Raw genomic sequence first — 18,537 nt, forward strand, 5'->3', positions numbered from 1 at the left:
GCCTTGTCAGTCCCAGCAGGTGAAAATAGCAACATGACTTCCTCCATCCAAGACCTTTTCTCCCACAACCGCGCCTGGGCCGAGCAGATGGAGCGTGATCGCCCCGGCTTTTTCACCAAACTCGTCAAGCAGCAAAAGCCCAAGTACATGTGGATTGGCTGCTCCGACAGTCGCGTGCCGGCCAACCAGATCACCGGCCTGGAGCCGGGCGAGGTGTTTGTGCACCGCAACGTGGCCAACATCGTGGTGCACTCCGACCTCAACGCCCTGTCGGCCATCCAGTTCGCGGTGGACATGCTCAAGGTCGAACACATCATGGTGGTGGGCCACTACGGTTGCGGCGGCGTGCAGGCGGCGCTGGACGGCGCGCGCATCGGCCTGGCCGACAACTGGATACGCCACATCCAGGACGTGCGCCATCGCCACCGCCAGCTGCTCGACAGCCTGCCCGAGGCCTTGCGCGCCGACGCGCTGTGTGACCTCAATGTGATCGAGCAGGTGGTCAACGTCTGCGTCAGCACCGTCATGGTCGATGCCTGGGCCAAGGGCCAGAAGGTCAGCATCCATGGCTGGGCCTTCGGCGTCAACGACGGGCTGTTGCAGGACCTGAGCATGACCATCTCCGACCCTGCCGACATGGACACGCTGTACCGTGCCGCGGTGGACCGCGTCTGGGACACGAGACGGTAAACAAACATGTTTCCGCAGCGCCTCGACTCGCCGCTTGCCTACGACATCGCCAAGGCGATGATGGACGGCTTCAACCGGCATTACCAGCTGTTCCGTACCGAGTCGGCGCGCGCCAAACACCGCTTTGAAACCGCGGACTGGCACGGCCAGCAGCGGGCGCAGCGCGAGCGCATCGAGTTCTACGACCTGCGGGTGCGCGAGGCCTCGACCCGGCTGGAGCGCGAGTTCAAGGCGGGCGAGCAGTCCATGGACGTCTGGCACCAGGTCAAGCTGCACTACATCGGGCTGCTGGTCGACCATCACCAGCCCGAGCTGGCCGAGACCTTTTTCAATTCGGTTACCACCAAGATCCTGCACCGCAGCTATTTCCAGAACGACTTCATTTTTGTCCGGCCGGCCATCAGCACCGAGTACATCGAAAACGACGAGCCCGCCGCGCGGCCCACCTACCGGGCCTACTACCCCCAGCGCGACACCCTGCACAGCCACCTGGTCCGGCTGGTCAACGATTTCGAGCTGCACATCGAGTTTGAAGACCTGGCGCGCGACGCCGCCTACGTGGTCGAGGAGCTGGGCGGCCGGCTCGGCGACGTCAAACTGCGCGCCAACTTCCAGATCCAGGTGCTCTCGGGCCTGTTCTTTCGCAACAAGGGCGCCTACATCGTCGGCAAGCTGATCAACGGCTTCAACGAGCTGCCCTTTGCCCTGCCGCTGCTGCACGCGAAATCGGGCAAGCTGGCGATTGATGCCGTGCTGATCGGCGAAGACGACCTGCTGATCCTGTTCAGTTTTGCCCGGGCCTACTTCATGGTGGACATGGGCATTCCCTCGGCCTATGTGCAGTTCCTGCGCAGCATGATGCCGCGCATGCCGCGCGCCGAAATCTACAACGCGCTCGGCCTGGCCAAGCAGGGCAAGACGCTGTTCTACCGCGACTTCCTGTACCACCTGCGCCACTCGACCGACAAGTTCCGCATTGCCCCCGGCATCAAGGGCATGGTCATGCTGGTGTTCGACCTGCCGTCCTTTCCCTATGTGTTCAAGGTCATCAAGGACTACTACCCGCCGCAGAAAGACACCACGCGCGAGCAGATCAAGGCCAAGTACCTGCTGGTCAAGCAGCACGACCGGGTCGGCCGCATGGCCGACACGCAGGAGTACAGCGAGGTGGCCTTCCCGCGCGAACGTTTTGACGACGAGCTGATTGCCGAGATCGAGAAATTCGCGCCCAGCCAGCTCGAAATCAGCGACCGCGACGGCGACGGCAACATCGAGGTCATCATCAAGCATGTGTACATCGAGCGGCGCATGATCCCGCTCAACATCTACCTGCAGGAAGCCTTCGACACCGGCGTGGACGAGCCGGCGGCGAAGGCGCAGATCGAACGCGCCGTGATCGAATACGGCAACGCCATCAAGGACATGGTGGCGGCCAACATCTTCCCCGGCGACATGCTGTTCAAGAACTTCGGCATCACGCGCCACGGCAAGGTCGTGTTCTACGACTACGACGAGATCGAATACCTCACCGACTGCAACTTCCGCAAGGTGCCCACGCCGCGCAACGAGGAAGAAGAGATGAGCGGCGAGGTCTGGTACTCGGTCGGGCCCCGGGATGTGTTTCCTGAAACCTTCGAGCCCTTCCTGCTGGGCAACGCCGCCGTGCGCGAGGTCTTCATGAAACACCACGCCGACCTGCTCGATGCCGCCTTCTGGCAGGGCCACAAGGAGCGCATTGCCGCAGGCCATGTGCACGACGTGTTTCCCTACGAGCGCGAGCGGCGTTTTGTGCGCAGGCACGCGGCGCAGAAAGCCTGAGGGTGGCCATGCGGGACGCCTGGGAATACGCCAGCTTCGTGGTCACCGCGCTGGCCTTGCCGTTTGCGATATTTTTCTTTGCCCTCGAACAGCGCAAGGAGCGCAACAACGAGGAAGAAGCGGCCTACCAGCTGCTGTCCGACGCCTACAACGACTTCCTCAAGGTCGTGCTGGCCAACCCCGACCTGCACCTGCGCACCAACGAGCCGCTGGAGAGCCCCACGCGCGAGCAGAATGAACGCACCATGATCATCTACGACATGCTGATTTCGCTGTTCGAGCGCGCCTACATCGTTGCCTGGAGCGAGCGCATGAGCGAGGTCGAGGCGCGCCGCTGGAACAGCTGGGACGACTACATGCGCGAGTGGTGCCAGCGCGAGAGTTTTTTCAATGCCCTGCCGCTGTTGCTGCGCGGTGAAGACCCCGGCTTTCAGCAATACATCCTGCGCGTCGCCCGGGAAGAGCGCGGCGCAGTCATCCAGCTTGCCTAATTTGTTTAACTTGTTCAACTCAGGAGAAAACCACCATGTCCAATCCCATCACTGATTCCGTCGTCATCCTCGGCGCCGCCCGCACCCCCATGGGCGGCTTCCAGGGCGACTTTTCCAGCCTCGCCGCGCACGACCTCGGCGGCGCCGCCATCAAAGCCGCGATCGAGCGCTCGGGCGTCGCGCCCGAAAAAGTCGACGAAGTGCTGTTCGGCAACTGCCTGATGGCTGGCCAGGGCCAGGCGCCGGCGCGCCAAGCCGGTTTCAAGGGCGGCCTGCCCGCCAGCGCGGGCGCGGTCACGCTGTCCAAGATGTGCGGCTCCGGCATGGAAGCCACCCTGCTCGCGCACGACCAGCTGCTGGTCGGCAGCCGCGACGTGATGGTGTCCGGCGGCATGGAAAGCATGACCAACGCACCGCACCTGCTGCTCAAGGGTCGCAGCGGCATCCGCATCGGCCATGACCGCATTTACGACCACATGATGCTCGACGGCCTGGAAGACGCCTACGAACCCGGCCGCGCCATGGGCACCTTCGGCGAGCAGTGCGCCGAGAAGTACCAGTTCACGCGTGAAGCGCAGGACGCGTTCGCCACCGCCAGCGTGAACCGCGCCAAGGCCGCCACCGAGTCCGGCGCCTTCAAGGCCGAAATCACCCCCGTCACCGTCAAGGGCCGCAGCGGCGACACGGTGATCGCCATCGACGAAGGTCCGGGCAAGGTCAAGCTCGACAAGATCTCCACGCTGCGCCCTGCCTTCAAGAAAGACGGCACCATCACCGCGGCTTCCAGCTCGTCGATCAACGACGGCGCGGCCGCCCTGGTGCTCACCCGCGAATCGACGGCCAAAGAGCTGGGCGCCAAGCCGCTGGCCCGCATCGTCGGCCACGCCACCTTTGCCCAGGCGCCGGAGTGGTTCACCACCGCGCCGGTCGGCGCCGTGCAGAAGCTGCTCAAGAAAATCGGCTGGAGCGTGAAAGACGTGGACCTGTGGGAAATCAACGAGGCTTTTGCCGTCGTGCCCATGGCCGCCATGAAGGAACTCGGCATCAGCCACGACATCGTCAACGTCAACGGCGGCGCCTGCGCGCTCGGCCACCCGATTGGTTGCAGCGGCGCCCGCATCATCGTCACGCTGATGTATGCGCTCAAGGCCCGCGGCCTGAAAAAAGGTGTTGCCACGCTGTGCATAGGCGGCGGTGAAGGCACGGCGATAGCGATTGAGTTGCTATAAATTGTATAGCTGCTTGCGCTTGTTGCGTAAGGGCTGGAGGCCGATTTCATGCATGAAAGCCTGACATGAGCACGGTGCTCGTCATCGGCGCCTCGCGCGGCATCGGGCTGGAGTTTGTGCGCCAGTACGTGGCAGACGGCGCGAAGGTCATTGCCACGGCCCGCGACGACGCGGGGCTGCAGCGCCTGAAAGCGCTGGGCGCCAAGGCCCTGCGCGTCGATGTGGCCGAGCCGGCCAGCATCAGCGGCCTGGCCTGGTTGCTGGACGGCGAGGAGATCGACCTCGCGCTCTACGTCGCCGGTGTCTTTCCCCACGGTGATGCGCTGACGCCGCCCACGCGCGAGGTCTTCGACCAGGCCATGCGCACCAATGTGCTGGGGGCGATGCAGGCCATTCCGCAGGTGGCGCCCATGGTCGAAGCGGCCAGGTCGGGGGGTGGCGGCCAAGGCCGCTTTGTCTTCATCAGCAGCGCGATGGCGCAAATTGACGGCGTTGAAAACAGCCGCGGCTGGGTTTACCGCGCCAGCAAGGCCGCCCTCAACATGGCGGTCGCCTCGGCGCAGCACGACTACCCCAGTGCCATCCTGGTTGCCCTGTCGCCGGGCTGGGTGCAGACCGACATGGGCGGCGCGGGCGCCCCGCTGACGGTGGCGCAAAGCGTGGCCAGCATGCGGCAGACGATTTCGGGCCTGGGCCCTCAACACAAAGGCGCGTTCCTCGACCACGACGGTTCGCGTTTTGCTACATGGTGAACCAGGGCCTGTTCATACTATTTATGCAAGATGCGTTGCGAGTCAAAAAGGTCATGCACGAGGCGCAAAATGCAGCCGGGCCTATGCCCGGCAAGGCTTTGCAACGCTGTGCATGGCCTTTTTGGCCGCAACCCGAAGGGAACGGGGTGAAAACAGCGCCACTCGTTGTTGCACTCCTAACCCAGACGCCCGGTCTGGGTGTCGTCGCGCGCCTAGATTGGCGCTGTTTTCACCCCCTTCGCACTTGTATAAATAGTATGAACAGGCCCTAAGATGCTTTTGACGCAGGACCAGCAGATGATCCGCGACGCGGTGCGCGACTTTGCGCAGACCGAGCTCTGGCCCCATGCCGCGAAGTGGGACAAGGCGCACCACTTCCCGAAAGAGGCGCATAAAGGGCTGGCGGCGCTGGGTGCCTACGGCATCTGCGTGCCCGAAGAGTTTGGCGGCGCCAACCTCGACTACCTGACGCTCGCGCTGGTGATCGAGGAAATTGCCGCCGGCGACGGCGGCACCAGCACGGCCATCAGTGTGACCAACTGCCCGGTCAACGCCATCCTCATGCGGTACGGCAATGCCGCGCAGAAAAAGCAGTGGCTCACGCCGCTGGCGCAGGGCCAGATGCTGGGCGTGTTCTGCCTGACCGAGCCGCATGTGGGCAGCGACGCCTCGTCGCTGCGCACCACCGCGGTGAAAGAGGGTGACGAGTACGTGATCAACGGCGTCAAGCAGTTCATCACCAGCGGCAAGAACGGCCACGCGGCCGTGGTGATTGCGGTCACCGACAAGGGCGCCGGCAAAAAAGGCATGAGCGCCTTCATGGTGCCCACCGACGCGCCGGGTTACGTCGTGGCGCGTCTTGAAGACAAGTTGGGCCAGAACTCCAGCGACACCGCGCAGATCAACTTCGACAACTGCCGCATCCCGGCCGAGAACCTGATTGGCGCCGAGGGCGAGGGCTACAAGATCGCGCTGGGCGCACTCGAAGGCGGGCGCATCGGCATCGCCGCGCAAAGTGTCGGCATGGCGCGCAGCGCGTTTGAATTTGCCGTGCAGTATTCCAAAGAGCGCCAGAGTTTCGGCACGGCCATCTTCAACCACCAGGCGGTCGGTTTCCGCCTGGCCGACTGCGCCACCAAACTGGAAGCCGCACGCCAGCTGATCTGGCACGCCGCCAGCCTGCGCGACGCCGGGCTGCCCTGCCTGAAGGAAGCGGCCATGGCCAAACTCTTCGCCAGCGAGATGGCCGAGCAGGTTTGCAGCGCCGCCATCCAGACCCTGGGCGGCTACGGTTATGTCAGCGACTTCCCGGTGGAGCGTATCTACCGCGACGTGCGCGTCTGTCAGATCTACGAAGGCACGTCTGACGTGCAGAAAATCATCATCCAGCGCGCGCTGGCCTGAAGGGGTAGGTTAATAGATGGTTGAAATTCAACCATTGCGTGGTTGAATTTCAACCATTAAAATGGCAGCAATGTACACCAGACACATTGCCCCGCTGCTGGCCGGTGCCTTGGCCGACACACCAGTCGTGCTGATCAACGGCGCGCGCCAAAGCGGCAAAAGCACGCTGGTGCAGTCGCAGGCGATATCTGCCGGTGCGCCGCGCCAGTACCTGACGCTGGACGATAGCGCGGTGCTCAATGCCGCCAAGTCCGATCCGGCGGGTTTCATCAATGGGCTGCAGGGGGCCGTCACGCTGGACGAGGTGCAGCGTGTGCCCGAACTGTTTCTGGCCATCAAGGCGGCCGTGGACCGTCAGCGGCAGCCGGGCCGGTTTTTGCTGACCGGCTCCGCCGACGTGCTGCTGCTGCCGGGCATTGCGGATTCACTGGCCGGGCGCATGGAGGTGTTGTCCTTGTGGCCATTGTCGTGCGCGGAAATGGCGGGGAGCCCGGTGCTGAATCGGGCCGATGCCCTGTTTCAGGGGAACTGGTCTGCCCTGGTCGTGCCTCCGTGCGAACGGGACGAACTCATCGCCCGTCTTCTGGAGGGCGGCTTTGCGGACGCCGTGGCGCGTACCAGTGCGCGCCGGCGCGAAGCCTGGTTTGACAGCTATGTACAGGCCATCCTGCAGCGCGATGTACGCGACCTGGCGAACATCGAGCAACTGACCGAAATTCCAAACCTGCTGCAGTTGCTGGCTACGCGCAGTGGCACCCTGCTTAACTTTGCCGAACTGTCCCGCACCGCGGGCTTGTCTCAAAGCACGCTCAAGCGCTATTTCGCGTTGCTGGAAATGCTGTTTCTCGTGGTGCGCCTGCCCTCGTGGGAGCGCAACCCTGGTAAACGTCTGGTGAAGGCGCCCAAGGTGTTTTTGCCCGACAGCGGCCTGCTCAACCACTTCATGGCGGCCACGCCAGAGAGTCTGGCGGCCAAGCCAGGCTTGCTTGGCGGGATGGTGGAAACTTTTGTGCTGGCCGAGCTGCTGAAACACGTGGCGTTTTCAAGGCAACGCCTGTCGCTTTGGCACTACCGGACGCAAACCAATATCGAGGTCGATTTCATTCTGGAAAATCGCTTGAACCAGATCACCGGCATTGAAGTCAAGGCCAGCGCCACAGTGGACAGCAAAGACTTCAAAGGCCTGCGTCATTTGCAGGAGACCGAGCCGGCGATCTTCCAGTGCGGCATTGTGTTGTATGCCGGGCGCGAGGTGGTGCCATTTGGGGAAAAGCTGTGGGCTGTGCCGCTGTCCATATGGTGGGCGCCGCAGCAGCAGGCGGCCGTATCTGGATAGACTCTTCCCATTGGGTGATCATGCGTTCAAGCTTGGCATTCTCACGACAAACAAACCCGTCTGACCACATCGCCTGAAGGAAACCACCATGCCCATCACCAAAGGATTCCGCGCCCTCGTCGATGAGGCCATGGCGCAGGTCACCACTTATTCAGTCGCCGAAGCCCAGGCCAAACTCACCGACCCGCAGGTGCAGATCGTCGACATCCGCGACGTGCGCGAGCTGGAACGCGAAGGCACCGTGCCGGGGGCCCTGCTGGCGCCGCGCGGCATGCTGGAGTTCTGGGTAGACCCGGCTTCGCCCTATTTCAAGCCGGTGTTCGGTGACGAGGGCAAGCAGTTCATCCTGTTCTGCGGCGCCGGCTGGCGCAGCGCGCTGGCCACCAAGACGCTGCAGGATATGGGCATGACCAACGTGGCCCACATCGACGGCGGCTTTGCCGAGTGGAAAAAGCAGGGCGCCCCGATGGAAACCCTGGAAGCGCACAAGCAGGCCCACGCGGCGCGCCACCCCGCCAAAGGTTGACGGTGGCTGCCTGCCCCTGCGGCCGGGCCGATGCACGCGGCCGGCCGCTGGCCTACGCCGCCTGCTGCGCCCGCTACATCGCGCACAACACGCCGGCGCCTGATGCCGAGGCGCTGATGCGCTCGCGCTACACCGCCTTTGTGCTCGAGCGGGCCGACTACCTGCTGGCCACCTGGCATGCCAGCCACCGCCCACCAGGCATCGAGTTCGACCCCGGCGTGAAGTGGCTGGGGCTGGACGTGCGCCAGCACCGGCCGCTGGACGACAGCCACGCCGAAGTCGAATTTGTCGCCCGCCAGAAAAGCCCGGGCAGCCCGGCCGTGCGCCTGCACGAGCGCAGCCGCTTTGTGCGCGAAGCCGGCCGTTGGTACTATGTGGACGGCGACCAGCTGTAGCGCTGGGGCGGCTGGCATGGCTTGGTAGCCCGGCAGCCCGCTTAGCCTTCTCGCACCCTGTTCCTGTTCCTGTTCCCGTTCCCGTTCGCCCTGAGCCCGTCGAAGGGTCTTGACCGGTCGGCTGACGCACAACAGGCGCAGCGTGAATGCGAGGGAGCGGCATGTGCCGGGATTATGAGTAAAAAATGCCTCCATCCCTTATCCCTCCTGCGCCAACAGCTACCAAATCAATAGCATTTTGAAGAGAGGCCACCCGTGTTGAAATTCGAAGCCGTGTTGTTTGACTGTGACGGCGTGTTGGTCGACAGCGAGCCCATCACCAACGGCGTGCTGCGTGACATGCTGGAAGAGGCCGGCTGGAAGCTCAGCTCCGCCGAGTGCATGCGCCTGTTCATCGGCAAGGCCGTCAAGGACGAGATCGCCGTCATCGAGGCCAACACCGGGCAGCCGCTGACCGAGCAGTGGCTGCACGAGTTTCGCGGCCGGCGCAACGAGGCGCTCGTCGAAGGCCTGCTGCCGATTCGCGGCGCCGTCGAAGCCGTGGCGCAGATCCACACCCTGTACGAAGGCCGCATTGCCTGCGCCTCCGGCGCCGACCGCTTCAAGGTCGAGCTGCAGCTGGAAAAGTGCGGCCTCATGCCCAGCTTCCACGGCCGCATCTTCAGCGGGCACGAAATGCCGCGCTCCAAACCCGCGCCCGACGTTTACCTGGCCGCCGCCGCGGCGCTGGGCATCGCCCCGCACCGCTGTGTGGTGGTGGAAGACACCGTGACCGGTGTCACCGCCGGCGTGGCCGCCGGTGCCACCGTGTTCGGCTACAGCCCGCCCGAAGCCGGGCATGACACCCCCGAGGCCCTGCGCGCCGCCGGCGCCAGCCTCATCTTCATCGACATGGCCGAGCTGCCGGTGCTGATGATGGCCTGAACGCGCCTTTACGCGGACTTTGCATCAAATAGGCCCCTAGCCCTTGTCTGGCGGGCGCAAGCAGCTATGAAAAGTGTAGTAATGCGGTGCCGCCTTCACCGGCAGGCTGCGCTCACCCGGTGAGGATGGGGCGCAGCGTGTCCATCTCGCTGGCCATGAACGCGAAGAAGGCCGACACGCGCGGCGTGCGCCGCAGCTGGCGCGTGGTCAGCAGGCGCCAGATGCGCGTCAGCTCGGGCACCGGGCCCAGCACCCGCACCAGGTCGGGTTCGGCATCGCCCAGCGCCGTCGGCAGTGCGGCCAGGCCCACATTCGCCTTCGCCAGCTGAACCAGGCCCAGCACACTGCCGCTGGTGGCCACGATGCGTGCGCCGGGCGCCACCTGGTGCAGCCACTGCGTGGCGCGGTGCTTGCCCATGCTGGCGTCCAGGCCGATCCAGGCGTGCTGCGCCAGGTCCTCGGTGCGCGCCGGGCTGCCGTGGCGCGCCAGGTAGTCGCGCCCCCCGTACACCGCCCACAGCGAATCGGCCACCTTGCGGCCGATGAGCTGGTTGTCCACGGTGTCGCCCGAGCGCAGCGCCACATCGGCTTCGCCCTGGCCCAGGTCCACATAATGGTCGCTCACTACAAACTCCACGCGCAGGCCGGGGTGCCGTGTCTGCAAGCGCTCCAGCAAGGGGGATCGGGTGATGCGTGCCACCAGCGGTTCCGGGCAGGTCAGGCGGATGACGCCGTTCAGCTCGCGCGCGGACGACTGCACCACGTTCTGCAGGGTCAGCATGTGCTGCTCAACCCGCTGCGCATGCGGCAGCAACTGCTGGCCGTAAGCGGTCAGCCGGTAGCCGCTGGGGTGGCGCTCGACCAGGGGCTGGCCGATGCGTTGTTCCAGCCGGGTGATGCGCCGCTGCACGGTGGACTGGTCGGTGTTCAGCGCGCGCCCCGCGGCGGTGGTGCTGCCGTGGCGCGCCACGGCCAGGAAATGCTTGAGGTCATCCCAATCGAACATGTGAGCTCCGCGTCGGTGCGGCCCCATTATGCAGTTCTGCGGCTGGCGCCGAGCCGGGGCGCTGCCTAAACTGGCCGCATCGTCCCCTCTGCTGAAAGGCCTTGCCATGAACCCACGCCATGAACCCCCACCGCCCGCCCGTCGCGCCGGCCTGGCTTTGCTGCTGGGCGCTGCCTTCTGTGTGCCCGCGGCCCATGCCCAGGTCCCCGGCCTGGCCGCGCCCCAGCTGGTGTTGAAAGAAAACGTGCTGCAGATGCCCAGGGGCGACACGCAGGAAGTCAGGGTGATGACCGCCGCGTTCAAGCCCGGCGACCGGACGGTTTTTCACACCCACCGCTCTCCGGTGACGGTGTACGTGCTCGAAGGCCAGTTCACGCTGGACCTCGAGGGCCGGGCGCCGGTGGTCCTCAGCGCCGGCCAGGCGTTTGTCGAACCACCCAACGTGAAAATGACCGGCTACAACAAGAGTGCCACCGACCCGCTGCGAGTGGTCATCTTCTACGTGAGCGACCCCAACACGCCGTTTCTGGACGCTGCCCACTGACTGGCCGCGGTCCCAGCGTCCACTGCGGGGCTTGCCGGTGGTGACGGGCTTCAACGAGGGATGAAGGGGCCTGCGGGCGAAACTTGTGCATCAAATCGGCTTCCAGCCCTTGCATGGTGGGCGCAGGCAGCTATTAAAACAGTAGCAACTGGAGCGGGCTGACCGAGTGGCCGAGACGGTTGGTGCCTGATGGACGGTCAGCTGTGTTTGCCCGGAGCGGGGGAATAGAGGCTTGAAAAAGCTTCCGCGATTGCTGCAGATGGCACGTTTTATATCAAATAGATATAATCAGCCAATGCACGTGATCTCCCTCAAAATGCTCCGGGTCTTTTGGCAGAAGCATCCCGAGGCTGAAAACGTTTTGCGCGAATGGCACTCCGTTGTCGAACATGCCGAGTTCAAGGACTTCACGCACATCCGCGAATTTTTCAACTCGGCGGATTACGTGCCGCCGTTTACTGTGTTCGATGTCGGCGGCAACAACTATCGCGTGGTGGTCATCGTCCGGTACAGATTCAAAAAAGTCTTTGTACAAAAAGTCTTGACGCATCGGGAGTACGACGACTGGAACAAACTTTATCGGAAAGGCAAGGTGTAAACATGCAAGCAGCACGCGCTCTGACTCGCAAGCCGATCGACATGCCGGCCCTGCAGGCTTCCTGGCAGGCGTTCGACACCCTGGCTCACCTGCGCCCCATCCACAGCGAGGCCGACTACGACCGCATGGTCGCCATGATGAATGCGCTGCTGGAGGTGGCCGGCGACGACGAAGACCATCCGCTGTCTGGTTTGCTGGAGCTGGTCGCTGATGTGGTGTCGCGCTACGAACAGGAGCACCACGCGATAGAAGCGGCGAATCCCAAAGACGCCCTGCGGTTTTTGATGGACGCACGCGGCTTGAAGCAGGAAGACCTCTCTGCCATTGTTCCCCAGGGCAATCTGTCGGCGATTCTGGCCGGAAAACGAAGCATCAGCGCCGCCATGGCCGGCAAACTGGGCGGGTTTTTTGGCATCAGCCCGGCGGTGTTCGTGCCCAGGTGAGCAGCCCGTCCGCGTCGGTCTGTACGGACCGGAGAAGTGGCGCCCGACCAACAGCACGGTGGGCAAACTGGCGGATGCGCTGGGCGATTGCTGGCTGAAGGGCAATCCTCGCCCTTCTCAAATGGCTTCCCTGGTGGACGCCTTTTTTGCATTGGGCGGGGTTCGATGTCGAAAGGCAGGCTCTCCGTTCGTCGTGCAGGTGTGACCATCAACCACCAACCCAAGGACGTCCCCATGAAATACCTCTGCCTCGCTTACTACAACCCCGACAAATTCGCCGCCATGGCGCCCGCCGACGTGCAGGCCCTGGTCAGCCAGTGCCCCGCCAAGGACGCCGAGCTCAAGGCCACCGGCCAGCTGGTCGTGAGCGCCTCGCTCGGAGGCCCGCAAGCTGCGTTTGCCCTGCGCCCGCGCGACGGCAAGACGCAGGTGACCGACGGGCCTTATGCCGAAGCCAAGGAAATGGTCGGCGGGTTCTTCATCATTGAAGCGGCGGATAAAGACGAGGCGGTGCGGCTGGCGTCGCTGCATCCGGCGGCGACGCTGGGAGAGCGTGTGGGGTGGGGGATTGAGGTGCACCCGATTGGGTTTTTTGAGATGACGCCCGGCAAGTAAAGCGTTCGGCGAGGCGGAAGCAAAAAAGCCGCCGCCGGCGTGCCGGCGCAGAGCGACGGAAGGCCCGATTTGCTCGCTCAGCATTGGCTTGTTCAGCATGGAGAAAATGTCATCAGACAGATAACCCGTTCCACAAGTAAACCCTTCGCAACTAGATTCCGTAGTGTTGTCGCACCGATTCACGGATTTCTTTGCAGAAGGTAGAAGAGCCTGACCGCACGATTTCAATGTCTAGAAGCCTGATCGCGTCCTCAGGACGCCCAAGGTTAGACAAAGCTACCGCATGGGCCGCGATGTATCGGTCTGCTAACTTCGGCTGTTCCTTGATGAGTTGTTGAACATCTCCAAGTTCAAAGCAAAACAGAGCACTAATCCAATTCTCAGCCTGCAAAAATTTTTCACCAGCTATCCCACAGTGGTGAGGACTGATAAAGCAAGAAGCTATTCCAAATCCAAGTCTTTTGGTTGTGTTTAGTACCCAGAGCGGAGGGCTTTCAGCTTTAAGCAACTCCGCACGTCTGAATCCCACGGAATTGGCGGGGAAAATTACACCAAATCCCGCTTGGAGCAGGTAAAAACCGATCTCATTTCCTTGGCCACCTCTGGGTTCGTCGTCGCCGAAATCGAAGGAATGGCCTCCCAGCTGCGCAGTACCAAAATCCATAGGCTGTGGAGTGTCGGAGATAGGTGTGCGGGCGAATAGCGATGATCCAGCGTAGTTGATGTAACGGAACTTCCCTTTGTCTGTGCATAGCGGAACGATTGCGCCTCCGACCGAAGGAATGCTCGGATCGTCCACGACTACTTTCAATGCGTTGAAGAGCTGCGGGTAAATATCCTCGTCGTCCACAGGTTCGGGAATGCGCAAAAATTGAGCTTGTCCGCTATTGGGAAGGCCTTGAGGCTGAAGCTCGCCACTGTGATAGGCCGACTGGAATCCGTCATAGGCGAGCGAGTCGCCTATAAAGCCGGCTAGCGCGGTTGTGACACACCCTTGCTTAATAAATGTAATGTTGTCTTTTCCAATTTCACAAACGAGAAGGTCAAGCCCCATTGCTTTATCGAGGTTTCTGAGGACTACTTCGACAACTTCAGCAGTGCTGGCGCAGGCGAGTATTTTTTCGCAGAGGCTTTCGAAAATTAGTGCGTCGCCAGCAAAGGCGACCGCAAGATGATCGCCTATTCGGTATTGTTTGAGGCATCCTTCTATAAGGGCATTTGCCCCGAGCTTATGGCAATAAGTTAATGCCGTATCCCCGAGAATATGAATCTTTTGACCGACCATGCGGGCCACGATTAACGACATTTAGCCTCCGGCGAGAAAAATTGGAGGGCGTGTCAGGTCGCATAGATTGTTGCCGTGTAACGGCTAGATCATGGCCTGTTTCGCCTAGTTGGACATCCTAGGGTTTCCCACGCTGCTCAAGGCTTGAAATACTCCTGAACCGTCTCCCAAGCCACCGTCTGCAGATGTTTTGCAATCGCCGGGTCCAGGCCGGCCGTGTATTTCAGGTCCACCGGTGAAGCCTTGAACAGCGTCGCGTACGTGGTGCACGCCGCCAGGTAGCTGCCGGCCACGTTGGGGTGACGCAGGTCGGCCACGTACAGATTCAGCTCGGGCATTTTCGCAATCGACTTGTCGAAGGCCAGGCCCGCGGGAATGACCAGCGCATTGTTGTCGTTGCCGGCCTGGGTGTAGGCCTCGGCGAGTTCGGCTGTCATGGACGGCACGTCCTTGTAAGCCCAGGACATGAAGAACACCGGCTTGGCGCCATGCTTGCGCACGGTGTCGGCGTGTTTCTTGGCGTATTCATGGAACAGGGGCTTGAGCTGCGGGTGCAGCGGGCACTGGCTGCAGTCCATCATGATGGCGACGTCGAACAGACGGTCCAGCTTGTTGAAGCTGACGGTGTTGTTGGCGCCAAACGAATACGAGCCGACGGCATTGGGGCGGAAATAACTTTCCACGTCGTGCCAGTTCATGCCCGAGCCGCTGATGGTGGCCGAGCTGGCGCGGTGCCGGAAGCCGGGCTGGCCTTCCCGGATCAGTTGCCCCACATGGTTGTGCAGGCTGTTGTTGTAATAAAAAAAGCTGTTGCCGATGTAAATGGCCGATGCGGGCTTGTCGCCGCCGTCCGTCACCCTGGGTTTGGTCTGGGCCAGCGCGCCGGTGACGGCGCCGAACAGGACGGCGAGGCCGAGGGCGGCGGACAGCAGGGGTTTGAAGAGGGTGGTGGGCAAGAGGTGGTACATGCTTGTCTCCTTGGTTTTTTGTGTCTGGCGAGTCTAGTGGACTTGCGGCGCGCCGTCATGCCCTTTTCTCCGCAAGCCCGGGCCGCTGCAGGCAAGGTCCTTCTGGACGGATACTTGGGTCTGGAACAAATAAAAAGGAGACCCCATGAACCCCGCCATCCGCCGGCAAACGATTGCCGACCTGCTCCACCGCACCGCCAAACGCTACCCGGGCAAGACCGGCCTGATCTGCGGCGACACACGCTGGACCTTTGCCGAGTTTGATGCGGTGGTGGATCGTGTGGCGGCTGGCCTTGTCGGCATGGGTGTGGGCCATGGCAGCCGCATTGCCGTGCTGGCGCGCAACTCGCACGGGTTTGCGGCCATGCGGTTTGCGCTGGCGCGGCTGGGCGCGGTGCTGGTGCCGATCAACTTCATGCTCAAGGCCGAAGAGGTGGCCTTCATCCTGCGCCATGCCGAGGCGCAGATGCTGGCCACCGACTCGGGCCTGGCCGAGCTGGCCCGCAGCGCCGCGGCGCTGGACACCGCCGTCACGCAATTTGTCTGGCTGCCTTCGGACGAGGCCACGCCGCCCGTGCCGGGCATGGTCTCGTTCGACGACCTGGCCGCCACCCGGGGCATGCCGCCCGAGGTGGCGCTGGGCAGCACCGACCTGGCGCAGATTGTCTACACCAGCGGCACCGAGTCCATGCCCAAGGGCGCCATGCTGACGCACGACGCGGTGATCTCGCAGTACGCCAGCTGCGCGGTGGATGCCAGCATTGCCCATGGTGACGTGATGCTGCATGCGCTGCCGCTGTACCACTGCGCGCAGCTCGACGTGTTTTTCGGCCCGGCCATCTACGTGGGCGCTACCAGCATCATCACCGCCAAGCCGACACCGGACAACCTGCTGCCGCTGATGGCGCAGCACCGCATCACCTCCTTCTTTGCGCCGCCTACGGTGTGGATCGCGCTGCTGCGCTCGCCGCTGTTCGATGGCTCCGACCTGTCCAGCCTGCGCAAGGGTTATTACGGCGCGTCCATCATGCCGGTAGAGGTATTGCGCGAGCTGGCGCGGCGGCTGCCCGACGTCGGCTTCTGGAACCTGTACGGCCAGACCGAAATTGCGCCACTGGCCACGATGCTGGGCCCCGACGACCAGCTGCGCAAGCCCGGCTCCTGCGGGCGCGCCGTGCTCAATGTGGAAACGCGCGTGGTGGACGACGCCATGAACGACGTGGCAACCGGCGAGGTCGGCGAGATCGTGCACCGCTCGCCGCACCTGATGCTGGGCTACTTTCGCGACGAGGAGAAAACGAAGGCCGCCTTCCAGGGTGGCTGGTTCCATTCGGGCGACCTGGCCACCATCGACGACGAAGGTTTCATCACCGTGGTGGACCGCAAGAAGGACATGATCAAGACCGGCGGCGAAAACGTGGCCAGCCGTGAGGTGGAAGAAATGATTTACCGCCTGGGCGCTGTGTCTGAAGTGGCGGTGGTCGGCGTGCCGCACCCCAAGTGGGTGGAGGCCGTGGTGGCGGTGATTGTGGTCAAGGCCGGCCAGACGCTGACCGAGCAGCAGGTGCTGGCGCATTGCAGTGAGCACATTGCCAGCTTCAAGGCGCCCAAGGCCGTTGTGTTCACCGACGCGCTGCCGAAAAACCCCAGCGGCAAGCTGCTGAAGCGGGATTTGCGGGCGCTTTACCAGGACGTGTTTGCTGGAAAATGATGGAAGCGCCCTTGGTCAACTGCTCACCGCAAGCATCGTCACCGGTCTGTTTTCCGTTCGCCCAGAGCCTGTCGAAGGGTCCCTTCGTCAAGCTCAGGAAAGGCTTCGACCCCTTCGGCGGAGCTCAGGACAGGCGGCTCAACCCGAACGGGGAATGCGACGCTTGATTGAATCTGCAGCATGGCGATGATTGAGACGGCCATAAATCATGATAAGCAACTTATTGATCCGGCCCTATGAAATATGAACCGTTCGTCCTGAGCTTGTCGAAGGGTTTCGACAAGCTCAACCCGAACGGAAATTAATACATCATCGGGCCGGATCAATACTACCGTTCGCCCTGAGCCTGTCGAAGGGTCAAGGCTTCGACCCCTTCGGCGGAGCTCAGGACAGGCGGCTCAGCCCGAACGGTGGGGTGCCATGACCTGTGAAATCCATTCAGTCCACATTCACCCCATCCATCCAATCATTCATTCAACAAGAGAGACAGACATGACAACACCCCCCACCCCCACCGGCCTGCAACTGCAATCCCTCGTCAAACCCGAGGGCGTGCTGGAGATCTCGCTGGCCAGCCTGCCCACGCCCACCCCTGCCGACGATGAAGTGGTGGTGCGTATCGAGGCCACCCCTATCAACCCGTCCGACATCGGCCTGCTGTTCGGCGCGGGCGACATCCGCACCGCCAAGCTGTCGGGAACGGCCACGCACCCGGTGATCACGATGCAGATTCCCCCGGCGGCCATGAAAGCCATGGCCGGCCGCCTGGGCCAGGCGCTGCCCGTGGGCAACGAAGGCGCGGGCGTGGTGGTGGCGGCCGGCAGCGCACCTGCCGCGCAGGCGCTGCTGGGCAAGACGGTGGCCACGCTGGGCGGCGCCATGTATGCGCAATACCGCTGCGTCAAGGCCGAGCAATGCCTGCTGCTGCCCGAAGGCACCACGCCGGCCGAGGGCGCCTCGTGTTTTGTGAACCCGCTGACGGCGCTGGGCATGGTGGAGACCATGCGCCGCGAGGGCCACACGGCCCTGGTGCACACCGCCGCGGCGTCCAACCTGGGGCAGATGCTCAACCGGATCTGCCTCAAGGACGGCATCGGCCTGGTGAACATCGTGCGCAAGCCGGAACAGGCGGCGCTGCTCAGGTCGCAGGGCGCCAGCCATGTGTGCGACGCCTCGGCGCCCACCTTCCTCGAAGACCTGACGCAGGCGCTGGTGGCCACCGGCGCCACCCTGGCCTTTGATGCCACGGGCGGCGGCAAGCTGGCGGGGCAGATTCTCGGCTGCATGGAGGCCGCGCTGAACCGCACGGCCAAGGAGTACAGCCGCTACGGTTCCACCACGCACAAGCAGGTTTACATCTACGGCGGCCTGGACACCGGCCCCACCGAGTTCGTCCGCAACTTCGGCATGGCCTGGGGCATGGGCGGCTGGTTGTTGTTCCCCTTCCTGGAGCGCATCGGCCCGGTGGCTGCGCAAGCCCTGCGCCAGCGGGTGGCCGACGAGCTGAAAACCACCTTTGCCAGCAGCTACTCAAAAGAGATCTCGCTGACCGAGGCGCTGCAACCGGCAGAAATTGCGGTGTACGGCCAGCGCGCCACCGGCACCAAGTACCTGCTCAACCCGAACAAGGGTTTGGCGGGCTGATCCGGCATTTTCTGCCCCGCCGTTGCCGCCAGACCCGGCCAGGCACCTGATCGGCAGGGCGGGTACAGGCGAAAAAAAACCGGCCCTGAAGCCGGTTTTTTCAATGGAGAAGCAGAGCTTAGTAGCCGCCGCGGCCACCGCCGCCGCCACCACCGTAG

General features: G+C 63.2%; 19 protein-coding genes. 16 read left to right on the plus strand and 3 right to left on the minus strand.

Going from position 1 to position 18,537, the window contains the following annotated elements:
* Window positions 1-33: 33 nt before the first annotated feature.
* The 10 genes from can to B7G52_RS18495 all read left to right on the plus strand — a co-directional run bounded on the left by can (window position 34) and on the right by B7G52_RS18495 (window position 9,565).
* Window positions 34-690, plus strand: a complete 657-nt coding sequence (can, locus tag B7G52_RS18450; protein WP_096698989.1) for a carbonate dehydratase — start codon at window positions 34-36, stop codon at window positions 688-690.
* A gap of 6 nt (window positions 691-696) precedes the next feature.
* Window positions 697-2,508 carry a bifunctional isocitrate dehydrogenase kinase/phosphatase gene (aceK, locus tag B7G52_RS18455; RefSeq protein ID WP_096698990.1) on the plus strand — a complete coding sequence of 604 codons (1,812 nt, stop codon included), beginning with the start codon at window positions 697-699 and terminating at the stop codon, window positions 2,506-2,508.
* A gap of 8 nt (window positions 2,509-2,516) precedes the next feature.
* A complete protein-coding gene (locus B7G52_RS18460; protein ID WP_096699007.1) occupies window positions 2,517-2,999 on the plus strand; it encodes a hypothetical protein in 483 nt (160 codons plus the stop codon).
* Between the two features lie 47 nt (window positions 3,000-3,046).
* A complete protein-coding gene (locus tag B7G52_RS18465; protein ID WP_096699008.1) occupies window positions 3,047-4,228 on the plus strand; it encodes an acetyl-CoA C-acyltransferase in 1,182 nt (393 codons plus the stop codon).
* Window positions 4,229-4,293: 65 nt separating this feature from the next.
* A complete protein-coding gene (locus B7G52_RS18470) occupies window positions 4,294-4,980 on the plus strand; it encodes an SDR family oxidoreductase (RefSeq protein WP_096698991.1) in 687 nt (228 codons plus the stop codon).
* A 273-nt stretch (window positions 4,981-5,253) separates the two neighbouring features.
* Entirely contained in the window at window positions 5,254-6,384 is a 1,131-nt protein-coding gene (locus tag B7G52_RS18475; protein WP_096698992.1) for an acyl-CoA dehydrogenase family protein, read from the plus strand.
* Between the two features lie 70 nt (window positions 6,385-6,454).
* A complete protein-coding gene (locus tag B7G52_RS18480; RefSeq protein WP_096698993.1) occupies window positions 6,455-7,720 on the plus strand; it encodes an ATP-binding protein in 1,266 nt (421 codons plus the stop codon).
* Between the two features lie 88 nt (window positions 7,721-7,808).
* A complete protein-coding gene (locus tag B7G52_RS18485) occupies window positions 7,809-8,246 on the plus strand; it encodes a rhodanese-like domain-containing protein (RefSeq protein WP_096698994.1) in 438 nt (145 codons plus the stop codon).
* Window positions 8,243-8,641 (plus strand): YchJ family metal-binding protein, encoded by a 399-nt coding sequence (locus B7G52_RS18490; RefSeq protein ID WP_096698995.1) that lies wholly within the window; start codon window positions 8,243-8,245, stop codon window positions 8,639-8,641. The genes B7G52_RS18485 and B7G52_RS18490 overlap by 4 nt, the downstream gene beginning before the upstream one ends.
* Window positions 8,642-8,899: 258 nt before the next feature.
* Complete coding sequence (locus B7G52_RS18495; RefSeq protein ID WP_096698996.1) at window positions 8,900-9,565, plus strand: HAD family phosphatase; 666 nt, start codon at window positions 8,900-8,902, stop codon at window positions 9,563-9,565.
* Between the two features lie 112 nt (window positions 9,566-9,677).
* On the opposite strand, the gene B7G52_RS18500 is transcribed toward B7G52_RS18495, so the two are convergent.
* A complete protein-coding gene (locus tag B7G52_RS18500; protein ID WP_170954804.1) occupies window positions 9,678-10,571 on the minus strand; it encodes a LysR family transcriptional regulator in 894 nt (297 codons plus the stop codon).
* A 106-nt stretch (window positions 10,572-10,677) separates the two neighbouring features.
* Between B7G52_RS18500 and B7G52_RS18505 the strand changes: the two genes are divergently transcribed.
* The 4 genes from B7G52_RS18505 (at window position 10,678) to B7G52_RS18520 (ending at window position 12,771) form a co-directional block, all read left to right on the plus strand.
* On the plus strand, window positions 10,678-11,115 hold the full coding sequence (locus tag B7G52_RS18505; protein ID WP_170954805.1) for a cupin domain-containing protein: 438 nt from the start codon (window positions 10,678-10,680) through the stop codon (window positions 11,113-11,115).
* Window positions 11,116-11,416: 301 nt separating this feature from the next.
* On the plus strand, window positions 11,417-11,713 hold the full coding sequence (locus B7G52_RS18510; protein WP_205853087.1) for a type II toxin-antitoxin system HigB family toxin: 297 nt from the start codon (window positions 11,417-11,419) through the stop codon (window positions 11,711-11,713).
* Window positions 11,714-11,715: 2 nt separating this feature from the next.
* Window positions 11,716-12,156: a type II toxin-antitoxin system HigA family antitoxin gene (locus tag B7G52_RS18515; protein ID WP_096698999.1), complete on the plus strand. Its 441-nt coding sequence runs from the start codon at window positions 11,716-11,718 to the stop codon at window positions 12,154-12,156.
* Window positions 12,157-12,390: 234 nt separating this feature from the next.
* Window positions 12,391-12,771: a YciI family protein gene (locus B7G52_RS18520; RefSeq protein WP_096699000.1), complete on the plus strand. Its 381-nt coding sequence runs from the start codon at window positions 12,391-12,393 to the stop codon at window positions 12,769-12,771.
* 151 nt (window positions 12,772-12,922) lie between these two features.
* Here the strand turns inward: B7G52_RS18520 and B7G52_RS18525 are convergent, their stop codons facing one another.
* On the minus strand, window positions 12,923-14,077 hold the full coding sequence (locus B7G52_RS18525; RefSeq protein WP_096699001.1) for a hypothetical protein: 1,155 nt from the start codon (window positions 14,075-14,077) through the stop codon (window positions 12,923-12,925).
* A gap of 116 nt (window positions 14,078-14,193) precedes the next feature.
* Window positions 14,194-15,024: a DUF4886 domain-containing protein gene (locus B7G52_RS18530; RefSeq protein ID WP_170954806.1), complete on the minus strand. Its 831-nt coding sequence runs from the start codon at window positions 15,022-15,024 to the stop codon at window positions 14,194-14,196.
* A 145-nt stretch (window positions 15,025-15,169) separates the two neighbouring features.
* Between B7G52_RS18530 and B7G52_RS18535 the strand changes: the two genes are divergently transcribed.
* Both B7G52_RS18535 and B7G52_RS18540 read left to right on the plus strand, forming a co-directional pair.
* Complete coding sequence (locus tag B7G52_RS18535) at window positions 15,170-16,735, plus strand: acyl-CoA synthetase (protein WP_096699002.1); 1,566 nt, start codon at window positions 15,170-15,172, stop codon at window positions 16,733-16,735.
* Window positions 16,736-17,227: 492 nt separating this feature from the next.
* Entirely contained in the window at window positions 17,228-18,379 is a 1,152-nt protein-coding gene (locus B7G52_RS18540; protein WP_096699003.1) for a zinc-binding dehydrogenase, read from the plus strand.
* Window positions 18,380-18,537 lie beyond the last annotated feature (158 nt).

This window comes from Polaromonas sp. AER18D-145 (assembly GCF_002379095.1).
Classification (GTDB): Bacteria; Pseudomonadota; Gammaproteobacteria; order Burkholderiales; family Burkholderiaceae_C; genus Polaromonas.